14 protein-coding genes are annotated in these 14,328 nt (G+C 61.5%); 5 read left to right on the forward strand and 9 right to left on the reverse strand.

The genetic code is table 11. From position 1 onward, the window contains the following. Window positions 1-145: 145 nt before the first annotated feature. The 6 genes from rbr to EDD77_RS03595 all read right to left on the reverse strand — a co-directional run bounded on the left by rbr (window position 146) and on the right by EDD77_RS03595 (window position 6,052). Window positions 146-805, reverse strand: a complete 660-nt coding sequence (rbr, locus tag EDD77_RS03570; protein WP_058966850.1) for a rubrerythrin — start codon at window positions 803-805, stop codon at window positions 146-148. Window positions 806-1,041: 236 nt separating this feature from the next. Beyond that, window positions 1,042-2,796, reverse strand: a complete 1,755-nt coding sequence (locus EDD77_RS03575; RefSeq protein WP_058966852.1) for an NADH-dependent [FeFe] hydrogenase, group A6 — start codon at window positions 2,794-2,796, stop codon at window positions 1,042-1,044. Between the two features lie 15 nt (window positions 2,797-2,811). Then, complete coding sequence (locus EDD77_RS03580; RefSeq protein WP_058966854.1) at window positions 2,812-4,602, reverse strand: NADH-quinone oxidoreductase subunit NuoF; 1,791 nt, start codon at window positions 4,600-4,602, stop codon at window positions 2,812-2,814. 16 nt (window positions 4,603-4,618) lie between these two features. Further along, window positions 4,619-4,990, reverse strand: a complete 372-nt coding sequence (locus EDD77_RS03585; RefSeq protein ID WP_058966855.1) for a (2Fe-2S) ferredoxin domain-containing protein — start codon at window positions 4,988-4,990, stop codon at window positions 4,619-4,621. 9 nt (window positions 4,991-4,999) lie between these two features. Then, a complete protein-coding gene (locus tag EDD77_RS03590) occupies window positions 5,000-5,548 on the reverse strand; it encodes an ATP-binding protein (RefSeq protein ID WP_132587312.1) in 549 nt (182 codons plus the stop codon). Window positions 5,549-5,554: 6 nt separating this feature from the next. Next, window positions 5,555-6,052 (reverse strand): NADH-quinone oxidoreductase subunit NuoE family protein, encoded by a 498-nt coding sequence (locus tag EDD77_RS03595; RefSeq protein ID WP_058966859.1) that lies wholly within the window; start codon window positions 6,050-6,052, stop codon window positions 5,555-5,557. A gap of 265 nt (window positions 6,053-6,317) precedes the next feature. On the opposite strand from EDD77_RS03595, the gene EDD77_RS03600 reads away from it, so the two are divergent. The 5 genes from EDD77_RS03600 to EDD77_RS03620 are packed head-to-tail and all read left to right on the forward strand — an operon-like array spanning window position 6,318 to window position 9,426. After that, entirely contained in the window at window positions 6,318-6,671 is a 354-nt protein-coding gene (locus EDD77_RS03600) for a DRTGG domain-containing protein (protein WP_058966861.1), read from the forward strand. Next, on the forward strand, window positions 6,664-7,086 hold the full coding sequence (locus EDD77_RS03605) for an ATP-binding protein (RefSeq protein ID WP_058966863.1): 423 nt from the start codon (window positions 6,664-6,666) through the stop codon (window positions 7,084-7,086). The genes EDD77_RS03600 and EDD77_RS03605 overlap by 8 nt, the downstream gene beginning before the upstream one ends. A 15-nt stretch (window positions 7,087-7,101) precedes the next feature. Then, window positions 7,102-8,388 carry a [Fe-Fe] hydrogenase large subunit C-terminal domain-containing protein gene (locus tag EDD77_RS03610; RefSeq protein ID WP_058966865.1) on the forward strand — a complete coding sequence of 429 codons (1,287 nt, stop codon included), beginning with the start codon at window positions 7,102-7,104 and terminating at the stop codon, window positions 8,386-8,388. Beyond that, window positions 8,375-8,704, forward strand: coding sequence for a hypothetical protein (locus tag EDD77_RS03615; protein WP_058966867.1), 330 nt, complete (start codon window positions 8,375-8,377; stop codon window positions 8,702-8,704). Before EDD77_RS03610 ends, EDD77_RS03615 begins: the two co-directional genes overlap by 14 nt. Window positions 8,705-8,736: 32 nt before the next feature. Beyond that, window positions 8,737-9,426 carry a PHP domain-containing protein gene (locus EDD77_RS03620; protein WP_058966868.1) on the forward strand — a complete coding sequence of 230 codons (690 nt, stop codon included), beginning with the start codon at window positions 8,737-8,739 and terminating at the stop codon, window positions 9,424-9,426. 90 nt (window positions 9,427-9,516) lie between these two features. Here EDD77_RS03620 and EDD77_RS03625 read toward each other — a convergent pair whose 3' ends face one another. The 3 genes from EDD77_RS03625 to EDD77_RS03635 are packed head-to-tail and all read right to left on the reverse strand — an operon-like array spanning window position 9,517 to window position 14,313. Continuing rightward, window positions 9,517-11,568 carry an oxidoreductase gene (locus EDD77_RS03625; RefSeq protein WP_058966871.1) on the reverse strand — a complete coding sequence of 684 codons (2,052 nt, stop codon included), beginning with the start codon at window positions 11,566-11,568 and terminating at the stop codon, window positions 9,517-9,519. Window positions 11,569-11,593: 25 nt separating this feature from the next. Then, window positions 11,594-12,760 (reverse strand): iron-sulfur cluster-binding domain-containing protein, encoded by a 1,167-nt coding sequence (locus EDD77_RS03630; RefSeq protein WP_058966872.1) that lies wholly within the window; start codon window positions 12,758-12,760, stop codon window positions 11,594-11,596. Beyond that, window positions 12,760-14,313 carry a phytoene desaturase family protein gene (locus tag EDD77_RS03635; RefSeq protein ID WP_058966874.1) on the reverse strand — a complete coding sequence of 518 codons (1,554 nt, stop codon included), beginning with the start codon at window positions 14,311-14,313 and terminating at the stop codon, window positions 12,760-12,762. Before EDD77_RS03635 ends, EDD77_RS03630 begins: the two co-directional genes overlap by 1 nt. Window positions 14,314-14,328 lie beyond the last annotated feature (15 nt).

Consider the following 14,328-nt stretch of genomic DNA (forward strand, 5'->3'; position numbering starts at 1 on the left):
CATCACAGCTGTTCTCTGTGTCTTTGCTAACAGATACACTTATATCATATACAACCGCAAAAGTCAAGGCAGCACCGCATAATTTCAGGCTGCGGAGCGCACTGAAAGGCCGGAGCAATGATTGCTCCGGCCTTTTGCGGTTTATTTAGTAATTCTCACAGCGCATCTCGAAGAAGCTCTGGGCGTAACCGCATACCGGGCACACCTCGGGAGCCTTCTTGCCCATGACCAGATGGCCGCACACACGGCACTCCCACATGGTCAGCTCGCCCTTCTCGAATACCTGCTGCATCTCAACGTTCTTCAGCAGACGGCGGTAGCGCTCCTCATGGCTCTTCTCGATGGCAGCCACCTTGCGGAACTTCTCGGCCAGCTCAGGGAAGCCTTCCTCTTCGGCATCTTTGGCAAAGCGGTCGTACATGTCGGTCCACTCGTAGTTTTCGCCCTCGGCTGCGGCCAGCAGGTTGTCGGCAGTGGAACCCAGGCCACCCAGGGCCTCGAACCACAGGCGGGCATGCTCCTGCTCGTTGCGGGCAGTCTTGCGGAACACCTCGGCCAGCTGCTCATAACCCTCGCGCTGGGCTACCTGAGCAAAGTAGGTGTACTTGCCGCGGGCCTGGCTCTCGCCGGCAAAGGCTTCGCGCAGGTTCTTCTCGGTCTTGGTGCCGGCATAACGGCTGCCGCTCTTAGGCTCCTCGATCTTCTCAAATACCGAAGCGGGCTTGCGGCAGCGGGGGCAGGTGAAATCCTCGGGCAGAGGGCCTTCATGAATATAACCACATACAGTGCAACGCCATTTTTCCATTGTCATTTCCTCCATATTCTTTTCGTTATTCCGGCAAATCAACACATGACGGCTCATGCAGTGCTGCCAGCTGATTCTTTCAATATTTTGTTGGTGGGTTTCGTTTCCGTAGATTAATGATAACATTTCCTATTTATTCTGTCAACCCCCTAACTAGGAATTTTTCCTATTTATTTTTTCAGTATGCTCACGCACACGAAAAAGCCCCCGCAGCAGAGCTGCAGGGGCAAAAAGATTCAGAACAAACGGGGGCGCGGCGCATAACTGGTGTGCAGAATGTGGTGGGCCTTTTCGCTGCCCGGCTCGCCCAGAAATTCCGCGTAGACCTGCTGAACCAGCGGGTTCTCGTGGCTGCGGCGCAGCACGCTGGCCTCATCCTGATCATACAGGGCCTTGGCGCGCAGAGCGCGGATGTCGGTGAAGTTGCGCACCGGGGCGGGCTGGATGGGCTGGCCGCCGCCGTTCACACAGCCGCCGGGGCAGGCCATGACCTCGATCATATCGTACTGCTTTTCCCCGCTGCGCACCATGTCCAGCACCTTGCCCGCGTTGGCGGTGCCGCTGACCACGCACACCCGCAGGGTGAGCCCGGCCACCTGATACTCCGCCTCCTTGATGGCGTCGGTGCCGCGCACCTGGGTGAATTCCACCAGCTCCACCTTTTCGCCGGTGAGGGTCTCCACCGCGGTGCGCAGGGCCGCCTCCATCACGCCGCCGGTGGCGCCGAAGATATGGCCCGCACCGGTGGCCTGGCCCATGGCCGGATCGAAGTCCTCGTCCGGCAGGTCGTTAAAGCGCAGGCCGCTGCGATGGATCATGCGGGCCAGCTCACGGGTGGTGATGGCCACATCCACATCCGGGATACCGTCGCCCGCGGCGCTCTGATCCGGGCGTCCGATCTCGAATTTCTTGGCGGTGCAGGGCATTACCGACACGCAGTATACATTTCTGGGGTCCAGTCCCATCTTCTCGGCATAATAGGTCTTGCTCAGAGCGCCGAACATCTGCTGCGGGCTCTTGCAGCTGGACAGATTGGGAATGAAGTCCGGGTGGAAGGTCTCGCAGTATTTGACCCAGCCGGGGCTGCAGCTGGTGATCAGCGGCAGCTTACCCCCGTTCTTCACCCGCTCCAGAAACTCGTGGGCCTCCTCCATGATGGTCATGTCGGCGGCAAAGTCGGTGTCGAACACGCCGTCGAAGCCCAGGCGGCGCAGTGCCGCCACCATCTTGCCCTGTACATTGGTGCCGATGGGAAGGCCGAATTCCTCGCCCAGAGCCGCACGCACGCTGGGCGCGGTCTGCACCACCACATGGCGGGTGGGGTCATCCAGTGCAGCCCACACCTTCTCGGTGTCGTCCCGCTCCACCAGAGCGGCGGTGGGACAGACCACAATGCACTGGCCGCAGCCGATGCAGGTGGAGTCCGCCAGCTTGCCCTCGAAGGCGCAGGCGATGTGGGTATTGAAGCCGCGCTCCACCACATTGATCACACCCACGCCCTGATTCTCGGCGCAGGTGGAGATGCAGCGGCGGCAGATGATACACTTGGAGCTGTCCTTCACCAGATGGGGTGCGCTGTCGTCATCCTGCCGCTCGGGCAGAACGCCCTCGAAAGCGTTGGATTTGTCCACGCCGTACTGCTTGCACAGGCGCAGCAGCTCACAGTCGCCGTTTCGCACGCAGCTCATGCAGTCCTGATTGTGGATGGAGAGAATCAGCTCCAGATTCATCTTGCGGGCGTTCTGCACCCGCTTGGTGTTGGTGAATACCTCCATGCCCTCGCTCACCGGGTAGACGCAGGCGGGCAGCAGGTTCTTTGCGCCTTTCACTTCCACCACGCAGACCCGGCAGGCTCCGTTCACCCGCTTAATCTCCTTTAAATAGCACAGGGTGGGAATGGTGATGCCCACCGCGTGGGCCGCCTCCAGAATGGTGGAGCCCTCCGGGGCCTGACAGGGCACGTTGTTGATCTTCAAATTTACCATATTCATTGCCGTGTGCCCTCCTTAGCCTTTGCTGATGGCGCCAAAGCGGCAGGTGTCCATGCAGGCGCCGCACTTCACGCACTTGTTGGTATCGATGCTGTGGGGGTTGCGCACACTGCCCATGATCGCATCCGCCGGGCAGTTGCGGGCGCACAGGGTGCAGCCGCGGCACTTGTCCGGGTCGATCTTGTACACCAGCAGCGCCTTACACACGCCCGCCGGGCAGCGTTTGTCCTGAATATGCGCCAAATATTCCTCCCGGAAATACTTCAGGGTGGACAATACCGGGTTGGGCGCGGTCTGGCCCAGGCCGCACAGGCTGTTGTTCTTCACAAACTCGGCCAGCTCTTCAATGCGCTCCAAATCCCGCATGGTTCCGTTGCCGCTGGTGATCTTCTCCAGCAGCTCCAGCAGCCGCTTGGTGCCTACCCGGCAGGGGGTACACTTGCCGCAGCTTTCGTCCACGGTGAATTCCAGAAAGAACTTGGCGATATCCACCATGCAGGTGTCCTCGTCCATGACGATCAGACCGCCGGAGCCCATCATGCTGCCGATCTTGTTCAGGGAATCGTAATCGATGGGGGTGTCGATCAGCTCGGCGGGGATGCAGCCGCCGGAGGGGCCGCCGGTCTGGGCCGCCTTGAACTTTTTGCCGTCCGGAATGCCGCCGCCAATCTCCTCCACAATCTCCCGCAGAGTGGTGCCCATGGGAACCTCCACAAGACCGGTGTTGTGGATCTTGCCGCCCAGGGCAAACACCTTGGTGCCGGGGCTGTTTTCAGTGCCCATGCTGCGGAACCACTCGGCTCCGTTCAGAATGATCTGGGGAATGTTGGCGTAGGTCTCCACGTTATTTAAAATAGTAGGCCGGCCGAACAGGCCCTTTTTGGCCGGGAAGGGCGGACGGGGTCTGGGCTCGCCCCGGTTGCCCTCAATGCTGGTCATCAACGCTGTTTCCTCGCCGCAGACGAAGGCGCCCGCGCCCAGCTTGATCTCGATGTCAAAGTTAAAGCCGCTGCCGAAGATGTCCTCCCCCAACAGGCCGTAGTCCCGGGCCTGATTGATGGCAATCTGCAGCCGTTTCACCGCGATGGGATACTCCGCCCGCACATACACATAGCCCTTGTCGGCCCCGATGGCATAGCCTGCGATGGCCATGGCCTCGATCACCGCATGGGGGTCGCCCTCCAGCACGCTGCGGTCCATGAACGCGCCCGGGTCGCCCTCGTCCGCGTTGCAGCACACAAACTTCTTCACCTTGCCCCGGTCGGCGCAGGCCAGCTGCCATTTGCGCCCGGTGGGGAAACCGCCGCCGCCCCGGCCCCGCAGGCCGGAATCCAGCACGGTCTGAATCACGTCGTCCGGCGTCATCTCAGTAAGTGCCTTGCCCAGCGCGGCATAGCCGTCGAAGGCGATGTATTCCTCAATGTTTTCCGGGTTGATTACGCCGCAGTTGCGCAGCGCCACCCGCTTCTGTTTTTTGTAAAATCCGGTCTGATCCAGACTCTTGATCCGCTCGCCGTCCACCGTTTCGTCAAACAGCAGGCTGCGCACCGGGCGGCCCTTGAGCAGGTGCTCGGTCACGATCCACTCCACATGCTCTTCCTTCACCCGGCTGTAAAAGCTGCCCTCCGGGTAGATCACCACGATGGGGCCCAATGCGCATAAACCAAAGCAGCCGGTGCGTACCACCTTAACCTCGCTATCCAGCCCATGGCGTTCCAGCTCCCGCTCAAAGGCCGCGGCGATTCGGTCGCTGCCGGACGAGGTGCATCCGGTGCCGCCGCAGATCATCACATGATTTCTGTACACTGTGCCGCGCCCCCTTTCACTTGGTCAGCGAACCGATGATGTAGTCCTGCACCGGCTCGCCCTTGATCAGATGCTGGCGCACCATGCGGATGGCCTTTTCCGGGGTCATCTTCACATAGGTCACCTTCTCCTTGCCCGGCTCGTACACCTCCACCACCGGTTCATACTGGCAGATACCGATGCAGCCGGTCTGGGTGACCTGCACACCGGCCACATTCTCCCGGGCCAGTTCCTCCACAATGGCGTTCAGCACCGGCCTTGCACCGGCGGAGATGCCGCAGGTGGCCATGCCAACCACCACACGAATGGTATTGCTGTCGCTCTCGCGGGTATTCACGGTCTGGCGCATCCGGTCCCGGATGGCCTCCAGTTCTTTCAGGCTTTTCATGGGTTTGTTTCACTCCTTTTCCAGCAGGGGGGCGCTGTTTTCTTCTATATATTCCCGGAGGAACAGCGCCACTTCGGGCTGTGCCAGGGGCACATCGCCCAGGATCTGTTTGATCTCGCGGCTGTTTACCGCGAAGCTTTGGTCGTTCACATGCAGCTCATAGCAAAAATCCCGCTCGGGATTCGCCTGCATCAGGGCGGAGATGGTGCCCGCCATATCGCCCAGAGGCGGGCGGTCGATGTGGGAAAGGCCAAACCAGGCCGTGACCCGGGTCCCCTTTCCCGGCGAACTCTCGATGGCCACGTCGCCTCCGGTAAGCTGAGCGGTCAGCCGCAGCAGCGGCAGCCCAAGGCCCACCTTCCGGGTGGTGCGGCTGGTATAAAAGGGATCCAGCGCCGCCCGGGCCTGCTCATCGGTCATGCCCCGGCCGTCGTCCTCCACGGTCAGCTCCAGCCGGTCGGCAGCGGTATCCATCCGCAGGATGATGCGGGTATTCGCTGCCCCTGCGGCCACCGCGTTCTGGGCGATGTCCATCACATGCATGCTCAGTTCCTGCATGGCCGCTTACTCGTATTTCGCCAGAATGGCATCCAGCTCGGCATCCTCACCGGTAAGCCGGCCGTATACATCGTCGTTCACCATCATCACCGGGGCCAGACCACAGGCGCCCACGCAGCGGCAGCTGTCCAGACTGAATTTGCCATCCGGGGTACACTCACCGTCGCCGATGCCCAGCTTTTCCTGCAATTTTTCATACAGCTTTCCGCTGCCCTTCACATAACATGCGGTTCCCAGGCAGACACTGACCCGGTAGCGCCCCTGGGGCACCAGCCGGAACTGGGAGTAGAAGGTTGCCACGCCATAAACCTCGGCCAGCGGGATGCCCAGCGCATCCGCTACCATACGCTGCACCTCAATGGGCAGGTAGCCATAGATTTCCTGGGCTTTCTGCAGAGCAGGCATGGTCACACCGGGCATATCCCTGTGCTGGTCCAGCCATTCGGTGAGCTGACGCTCCTGCTCGGGGGTCCCTGCGAAAGGCAGGGTGGAAAAACGCCTCATGTTGGGTATCCCTCCGTTTTCTGTTTTTTATGGGTGGCCGGCTCATCCCCAGGCCACCTTTGCTTTTGGCTTAATGGTATCATTGTATCATAAAATTGCCCGTTTTCCTATAAATTTTGCATAGTTTTAATCTTATATCGAGAAAAGTAATTGGATATTTTTTATGCAACCTGCCACAAGCAGATTTTTCTCTGCCCATTGCCCACTGCCCCTGCTTTGCCGTATACTGAAAGAAGAAAACACAAAGCAAAGGGGCGAAACCACCATGACCATTCAGGACATTATGCAGCTTCTTCCCGCGGAGCTGCTCACAGCGGATGCCCGGCTGGACACGCAGGTTCACAACGCCTGCGGCAGCGACATGATGAGCGATGTGCTGGCCTTCGTGAAAGATCAGGCCGTGCTGCTCACCGGGCTGAACAATCCCCAGGTGGTGCGCACCGCCGATATGATGGACATGGTATGCATCGTGTTCGTGCGGGGCAAGCGCCCCTCGCCGGAGGTTCTGGAGCTGGCCAAACAGCGTGGCATTGCGGTGCTGGCCACCCGACGCACCATGTTTTCCGCCTGCGGTATTTTGTACCAGGCGGGCCTGCGGGGAGGTGGCGGCCATGACTGAACCCATCCGGCTGGAATACACCGTGCCCGGCGACGATTTCACCCGCGCGGGGGAGGCCTCGGCAGATCTGAAGCACACCTTAAAACGAATGGGTTTCCCACCCGAAGCCATCCGCAAGGCATCCATCGCCCTGTATGAGGGCGAGATCAATCTGGTCATCCACGCGGGCGGCGGGCAGATTTTTGTGGAGCTGACCCCCGAGGCCATCCGCATGCGGCTGGAGGATGAGGGGCCCGGCATCCCGGACATTGGCCTTGCCATGCAGGAGGGCTACAGCACCGCCTCGGAGCAGGTGCGCAGCCTGGGCTTCGGGGCGGGCATGGGGCTGCCCAACATGAAGCGGTACAGCGACGAGTTTTTCATCGAATCCCAGCCCGGGCAGGGCACCACCATCCAGATGAATGTGCTTCTGTGAGGAAAGGTGGCCGGTATGAAACAGGAATTCATCCATTCCGTGACCCTGAACCGGGCGCTGTGCAAGGGGTGCATCAACTGCATCAAGCGCTGCCCCACCCAGGCCATCCGGGTGCGGGGCGGCAAGGCCATCATCGACCCGGCCCGCTGCATCGACTGCGCCGAGTGCATCCGCATCTGCCCCCATCACGCCAAAACGGCCGCCGCAGACCCCCTCTCGGTAACGGAGCGGTTCGACTACACCATCGCCCTGCCGCCGCCCAGCTTTCTGGGCCAGTTCAATCGGCTGCCCGGGCCGGATCTGGTGGTGGACGGGCTGCTCGCTCTGGGCTTTGACGAGGTGTTTGAGGTGGGGCGGGCCGCCGAGCTGGTGAGCGACGCCACCCGCCGCCTGATCACCGCCGGGGGCCAGCCGCTGCCTCTGATCAGCAGTGCCTGCCCGGCCGTGGTGCGGCTGATCCGGGTACGGTATCCGGATCTGTTGCCCCACCTGCTGCCGCTGGCCCCGCCGGTGGAGGTGGCCGCCCGCATTGCCAAGCGGGACGCTGCCCGCCGCACCGGCCTTGCGCCGGAGAAAATCGGTTGCATCTTTCTCTCCCCCTGCCCGGCCAAGATCAGCTATGTGCGCAGCCCCTTGGGGGTGGAGCACAGCGCGCTGGATGCGGCGGTGAGCATCAAGGAGATTTACCCACGCATGCTGTGGGCCATGAAGCAGACCCCCAGCGAGGGCAAAAGCCAGATCGGCCGTGCGGGCGTGCGCTGGGGAGAAAGCACTGGCGAGAGCATCAGTCTGCGCGCAGTGGACGATTATCTGGCTGCAGACGGCATCGAAAACGTGATCCGGGTGCTGGAGGATCTGGAGGACGAAAAGCTGCCCGGTCTGCGCTTTGTGGAGCTGAACGCCTGCGCGGGCGGCTGCGTGGGCGGCGTGCTGCAGGTGGAGAATCCCTTCATCGCCAAGGCAAAAATGAAACAGCTGCGCCGGGGCCTGCCGGAGGCCCGCTCCCGCCTGAGCAGCCGTCAGGTGCCGGATTTCATGCGCTGGGACGCTCCGCCGGTCTATGCTCCGGTGATGGAGCTGGAGGGCACCCGGGCAGAGCAGATGGAAAAATACAGCCGCCTGCGGGAGATTCTGGCCCGGCTGCCGGGGCTGGACTGCGGCGGCTGTGGCGCTCCCAGCTGTGAGGCGCTGGCCGAGGACGTGGTGCGCGGCCGGGCAAAGCCGGAGGACTGCACCGTGCTGATGCGCCGCCGGCTGGAAGAGCTTTTACAGGAAAGGAGCCGAAACGATGACCAATCTTGAACTGGAAGGCCTGGGCTTTGTGCCCGCCGGGCCGGTGCCCGAGCATGAGGTGACCGGCGGCTTCTGCTGTGACCTGCTCAGCTGGGCCATGAGCCGCTGCACCGAGGGTAAGGTCTGGTTCACCGTAATGGGCAACATCAACACAGTGGCGGTGGCAAGTCTTGCCGATGCGGCAGCCGTAGTGCTGTGCCAGGAGGCCACCTGGATGCCGGACGCGCTGGAGCGGGCCGCCCAGCAGGGGGTGGCCCTGTTCACCACCGACCTGCCCGCCTACGAGGCCGCTCTGGTGCTGGCCCGCAGGCTGGGCCAGCTATAAGCAGTTACAAAAAAGAAGGGAGGAACCCGGGCATGCAGTACGACCTGCACATCCACTCCTGCCTTTCCCCCTGTGCGGACCGGGAGATGACCCCTGCCACCATTGCGGGGCTGTGCGCTCTGAACGGGGCCGATGTAATCGCCATCGCGGACCACAACAGCGCTCTGAACCTGCCCGCCGCCGAAAAATGCTGCAAGGCTTACGGGGTGAAGCTGCTGCCCGCGCTGGAGGCCAACACCGCTGAGGAGATTCACCTGCTGTGCTATTTTCCCACAGTCCAGGCAGCGCTTGCCATGGGCGACGCCCTTTATGAAAGCCTGCCGGAATTTGACTGGGACCCAGCCATCTGGGGCCCGCAATGGGTGATGAACGAGGACGACGAAATCATCGCCCAGCCCAAAAAGCTGCTCACCGCAGCCGCCGGGCTGACGCTGGAAGAGACCGCCCGCCTCTGCCGCAGTCTGGGCGGCATTTCGGTTCCCGCCCACATCGACCGGGACAGCTATTCCCTGCTCAGCGTGCTGGGCCTCTGGCCCGAGGAGCCGGAATTTTTGCTGGCGGAGCTGGCCGACCCGAACCGGGCCGCAGCACTGACTGCCGCCGGGCTTGTCCCCCCGTCGCTGCACTTTCTCACCGGCAGCGACGCCCACTGCCTGGAAGCTCTGCGCACGGAATTTCCCCTGCTGGACGAAGGCTGCCCGCTGCGCTCGCTTTTGAAATAAGAATAAACAAAAAACGATCCCCTCCGGAGCCGGCTTTTCTGCCGGATTCCCGAGGGGATCGTTTTTGCATTTTAACTCAGTGCGGTTTGGTTACAGCCGCTCGGCCACCTTCCAGGCCTGCCAGATTACGGTGCGCAGATTGCCCACCTTGCAGGCGTCGCCGATCACATGTACATGACGCCCCTTGGCGAAGGCCGGAGCCGGGGTGTAGCCCACCGCCAGAATCACATCGTCCGCCGCAAGGGTCTGGCTTGCGCCGTTTTTCCCCTTCACGGTCACGCCGGCGGCGTCGATCTTCTCCACGTTGCTTTCCAGATGAACCTCTACCCGGTTGGCTTCGAAGAAATCCCGCAGATAAGAGGAGTTGGCCAGGCACAGGCCACGCACCGCCATCAGGTCGTTCTTGGCTTCCACAATGACGGGTGTCTTGCCCTTTCGGTACAGATCATAGGCGATCTCGCAGCCGCTCAGACCGCCGCCGATGATCACCACGCGCTGGCCCACCGGCTTGCCTTCCAGATAGTCCACCGCGTCCATGGCCCGATCTGCGCCGGGAATGGGCAGTTTGCGGGCAGCCGCGCCGGTGGCCACGATCACTTCGTCCGCCTTGAGCTGGGAAAGATCGGTCACATTGGTGTTGAACTTCACCGGAATCTTCAGCTGCTCGATCTGGCGGCGATACCACTGGATCAGCTCCTTGTCCTTCTCCTTAAAGTCCGGCGCAGCAGCGGCGATGAACACACCGCCCAGCCGGTCGGTCTTTTCGTAGATGGTCACTTTGTGACCCCGCAGGGTGGCGATGCGGGCGGCCTCCATGCCGCCGATGCCGCCGCCGATCACCGCAATGGTCTTGGGCTTCTTGGCGGGCAGGATATCGTATTTATGTCCCTGCATGGTGGTGGGGTTCAGCGCACAGCGAGCCATGTGCAGCACGTCGTTAAAGTCCTCGTCGTTGGCCACGCCCTTGTAATGGGCCAGGGCGAAGCAACCGTTGTGGCAGCAGATGCAGGGCTGGATGTCCTCTTCCCTGCCCTCCTTCAGCTTGGTCACCCAGGCACCGTCCACCAGAAACTGCCGGGCCACGCCCATACCATCGATCTGGCCTGCGGCGATGGCCTGTGCGCCCGCTTCCGGAGTCATACGGCCGGCGCAGACCACCGGGATGTCCACAAACTTGCGGATGTGAGCCACATCCTCCAGATTGCAGTTCTGGGGCATGTACTGGGGCGGATGGGCCCAGTACCAGGCATCGTAGGTGCCGTTGTCCGCGTTGAGCATATCGTAACCCGCGTCCTGTAAATACCGGGCCGCCCGCTCGCTTTCGGCCATGTCGCGGCCCACCTCGGTGTACTCCTCGCCGGGCACCGCACCCTTGCACAGGCCCTTGGTCTTGCTGAGCACCGAATACCGCAGAGAAACCGGGTAATCCTTGCCGCAGGCCTTTTTGATGGCATGCACCGTTTCCACCGCGAACCGATAGCGGTTTTCAAAGCTGCCGCCGTATTCGTCGGTGCGCTGGTTGGTGTAGGGCAGGGTGAACTGGTCCATCAGGTAGCCCTCATGCACCGCGTGCACCTCCACACCGTCCACACCCGCCGCCTTGCACAGCCTGGCGGTTTTGGCGAAGGCCTCCACCAGCTGGTGGATTTCCTCTTTTGTGATGGGCCGGCACATCACATCCTCGGCCCAGCGGGAGGGGAGCTCACTGGGAGAAGCACACAGGAACGAAGCGTCCACAATGGGCTTGGCCAGGGTGCCCAGCGCCTTGTTGCGCAGCAGAATGCTCAACTGGTCGGTGATGGCAAAGCTGCGGCCGAAACCGGCGGTAAGCTGCACAAACAGCTTGGCGCCGGTGGCATGGATCTGCTCCATGTAGGCTTTCAGCTCTTTAAACATGCCTGGGTTCTGATACAGCCAACGGCCGCCGATGGGGTCCCGCAAAGGAGCGATACCGGGGATGATCAGACCCACATTGTTGTGGGCGATGTTCAGAAAGAACTCTGCCGCCACCTTATCAAAGTGGTTGGGTTCCATCCAGCCGAACAGCGAAGTGCCTCCCATGGGGCACATCACGATGCGGTTTTTCATCTCCACATTGCCGATTTTCCAGGGGGTGAACAGGGGTTCATAACGCTGATCCATGGGATGATTCCTCCTCTTTTGTTGCTCAGTAGGCCACCGGCACGTCGATTTCCATATCGCTCAGCGGGTAGGTCACGCAGGGGTGGATGAAACCGAATTTCCGGTCCGCTTCCCGGCGGCCATCCCGGCCTTCGGCCACATGGTATTCACCGGCCAGCCACTTGCTGTGGCAGAAGCCGCAGCCGCCCGCCCGGCACTTGTTGGGGGCGTTCAGGCCCGCCCGCTCCATGGCGGTGAGCAGGGTCTCGTTCTGCATGGCGGGGATGGTGTACACCTGATCTCGCATGTGCACGGTGAGAGTAAATTTTGCGGGGTTCTCCACCGGCAGGTCGCCGCAGCAGCCCGCATCCCGGTGAACCGCCTTGCGGGGCAGGCCGTAGGGGGCCAGCTCCTTTTCCACAAAGTCGTACATAGCCTGCGGACCGCACAAAAAGAAGGTGCTGGAAGCAACGTCCGCATACTGCTCCATCAGCTTGGCGGTTACAAAGCCCTTTTCGCAGCCGGGGCATTCCTCATCGCTGAGCACATAAACCACCTTCAACCCCTTGCAGCGGGCGGTCAGCTGGTCCAGCTCGGCCCGGTAGGCCAGCTGGTTTGCGGTGCGTGCGCCATAGAACAGGGTCATCTGGTAGTCCTCGTCCCCGTCAGCCAGGCTGGAGGCCATGGACATGAAGGGGGTGATGCCGCTGCCGCCGGCGATGCAAACGATGCTGCGGCTGTCCCGTAGGGTCTCGTAGTGGAATTCACCGGAGGGCTCGGTCATCACGAACCGGTCGCCCACCTGGGCCTTCTGGGTCAGATAACCGGACACAAAGCCCGCGTTTTCCACCGCCAGCACCAGCTCGCCCGCCAACGCCTGCCGGGGGCTGGACACGATGGAATAGGGGCGGCTGACCAGGCTGTCGCCGATCTTCACCTGAATGGAGGCGTACTGGCCTGCCCGGAAAAAGGGGAAAGCCTCGCCGTCCACCCGGCGGAAGGTCAGCTCCCGGATGGTATCAGTCAGCAGGCGGGCGGCAGTCAATTCCACCCGCATGTAGCCGGGATGCAGCTTTTTTGCCAGGGTGTTGGTGCGGTATTCCTGAGGCAGCGGCGTGTTGGGGCCTTCCGCCAGCATCTTGCGGCGGTTGGGCACCAGCTTTTTAAACCGCAGCATATCCATAAAACCAAAAGGCTGTTTCTTGAAATTCATTACGCCTTCGCCTCCTTCTTCAAATCGCCCACCGTCTGTCGGCCGGACAGATCGCCCGACACATACGCGCTGGAGTAGCCGCTGGAGCGCATGGCGTAACCGCCCGCAAAGCGCAGGCCGGGGCTCATCAGCGCGTCCTCCTTCATCATCATCATGCGGGGCATCAGGCTGTCCCATTCGGCGGTTTCATAGCCATAGATTACGCCCTCCGGATGGCCGCAGTAACGGGCGTAGGTGGTGGGCGACGCCACGCAGATTTCCTCGATGGCATCCCGGATCTTGCAGCCGGTCTCCCGCTCAAACACCCGGATCATATCGTCGGCTACCCGGTCCTTGGCCTTGAAGTAATCCTCCTCGGTCACGTTGCCCCAGTCATCGGACATGAACATGGTGGTGAAGTACATCATGCAGGTGCCCTCGGGGGAGCATTCCGGATAGGCGTTGTTCAGGCACACGGTGGCCTGTACGTGGTTGGTGCTCACCTTGCGCATCATGTCGTACTGCTTCACGGTGTCGGCAGTATCATAAATGAAGTAGTTGTGGCTGGTGATACCCAGCTCCTCGGCCGAACGGTTCAGACCCAGGAACAGGGTGAAGCCGCGGCCCGCGAAGGTGCGGCTGTTGGTGGCGCGCACCATCTGCTCGGTGACCGCCTTCTTCTCCAGCATCTTGCCGAAGACCAGGTGCGGCGAGCAGTTGGCGATCACGTGGCGGGTCTCGATCACCTTGCCGTCGGTCAGCTTCACGCCCCGAATGTGACCCTCGTCGTCCGCCAGAATGGTCTCAGCTTCGGACTGGTACCAGATGTCGCCGCCCAGCTCCCGGATGCGTGTATCCAGCGCAAGGCTGATCTCGTGGGAGCGCATTTTGGGCATCCAGGCGTCGCGGGTGATGTAGCGGATGACCATGGAGCCGTAGTGCAGAAAGCTCATGCGGTCGCAGTCCACACCCAGGTAGCACCAGTAGGCGTTCAGGATGTCCTTGGCCTTTTCGGGCATTTTCAGCGCGTCCAGCACCTGGTTCACCGAGTAACTGCCCGCCTTGATAAAATTGGGGAAGTTCTTCTTCATGTACTCGGAGTCGGTATTGCCGTTCACCGAGTTGGAGTAGGTCTGGGCGTCCCGCACCTCGTTGCACAGCTCAAAGAACTCGGTCATGGACTTGCGGCTGCCCGGGCAGTACTCCTCCATCTTGTCGATGAAGGCCTGGATGCCGAAGGGCATCACGCAGTCGTATTTTTTGTCGGTGGTGATCAGATGGTAAGCTTCCGGGATACGCACCCAGTCGATCTTGTCCTCCACCCCCAGGCTGCGGAAAAGGGTGCGGATATCGCCGGGTTCCTCAGCGGAGCCGAAGTCGTTCAGCTCGTTCAGGCTGGCCTCGAATTCGAAACGGCCCCGCTTGAAGCTGGTGGCAAAGCCGCCGGGCAGGTTATGCTTTTCCAGCAGCAGGCAGGAATAGCCCGCCTGAAGCACCCGAATGGCCGCCACCAGGCCGCCGTTGCCGGCGCCAATGACCACCACGTCATAGGCCTTATTTGCATTTGTTGCCATAGTGTTCCTCCTTTG

Origin of the sequence: Allofournierella massiliensis (assembly GCF_004345265.1) — a bacterium.
GTDB classification, from domain to species: Bacteria; Bacillota; Clostridia; order Oscillospirales; family Ruminococcaceae; genus Allofournierella; species Allofournierella massiliensis.

Coding starts and splice junctions, on each gene's coding strand:
- rbr (WP_058966850.1), bottom strand. CDS start 805: ATGGAAAAATGGCGTTGCACTGTATGTGGTTATATTCATGAAGGCCCT.
- EDD77_RS03595 (WP_058966859.1), bottom strand. CDS start 6,052: ATGAGGCGTTTTTCCACCCTGCCTTTCGCAGGGACCCCCGAGCAGGAG.
- EDD77_RS03615 (WP_058966867.1), top strand. CDS start 8,375: ATGACCAATCTTGAACTGGAAGGCCTGGGCTTTGTGCCCGCCGGGCCG.
- EDD77_RS03600 (WP_058966861.1), top strand. CDS start 6,318: ATGACCATTCAGGACATTATGCAGCTTCTTCCCGCGGAGCTGCTCACA.
- EDD77_RS03585 (WP_058966855.1), bottom strand. CDS start 4,990: ATGAAAAGCCTGAAAGAACTGGAGGCCATCCGGGACCGGATGCGCCAG.
- EDD77_RS03620 (WP_058966868.1), top strand. CDS start 8,737: ATGCAGTACGACCTGCACATCCACTCCTGCCTTTCCCCCTGTGCGGAC.
- EDD77_RS03610 (WP_058966865.1), top strand. CDS start 7,102: ATGAAACAGGAATTCATCCATTCCGTGACCCTGAACCGGGCGCTGTGC.
- EDD77_RS03635 (WP_058966874.1), bottom strand. CDS start 14,313: ATGGCAACAAATGCAAATAAGGCCTATGACGTGGTGGTCATTGGCGCC.
- EDD77_RS03630 (WP_058966872.1), bottom strand. CDS start 12,760: ATGAATTTCAAGAAACAGCCTTTTGGTTTTATGGATATGCTGCGGTTT.
- EDD77_RS03590 (WP_132587312.1), bottom strand. CDS start 5,548: ATGCAGGAACTGAGCATGCATGTGATGGACATCGCCCAGAACGCGGTG.
- EDD77_RS03625 (WP_058966871.1), bottom strand. CDS start 11,568: ATGGATCAGCGTTATGAACCCCTGTTCACCCCCTGGAAAATCGGCAAT.
- EDD77_RS03605 (WP_058966863.1), top strand. CDS start 6,664: ATGACTGAACCCATCCGGCTGGAATACACCGTGCCCGGCGACGATTTC.
- EDD77_RS03575 (WP_058966852.1), bottom strand. CDS start 2,796: ATGAATATGGTAAATTTGAAGATCAACAACGTGCCCTGTCAGGCCCCG.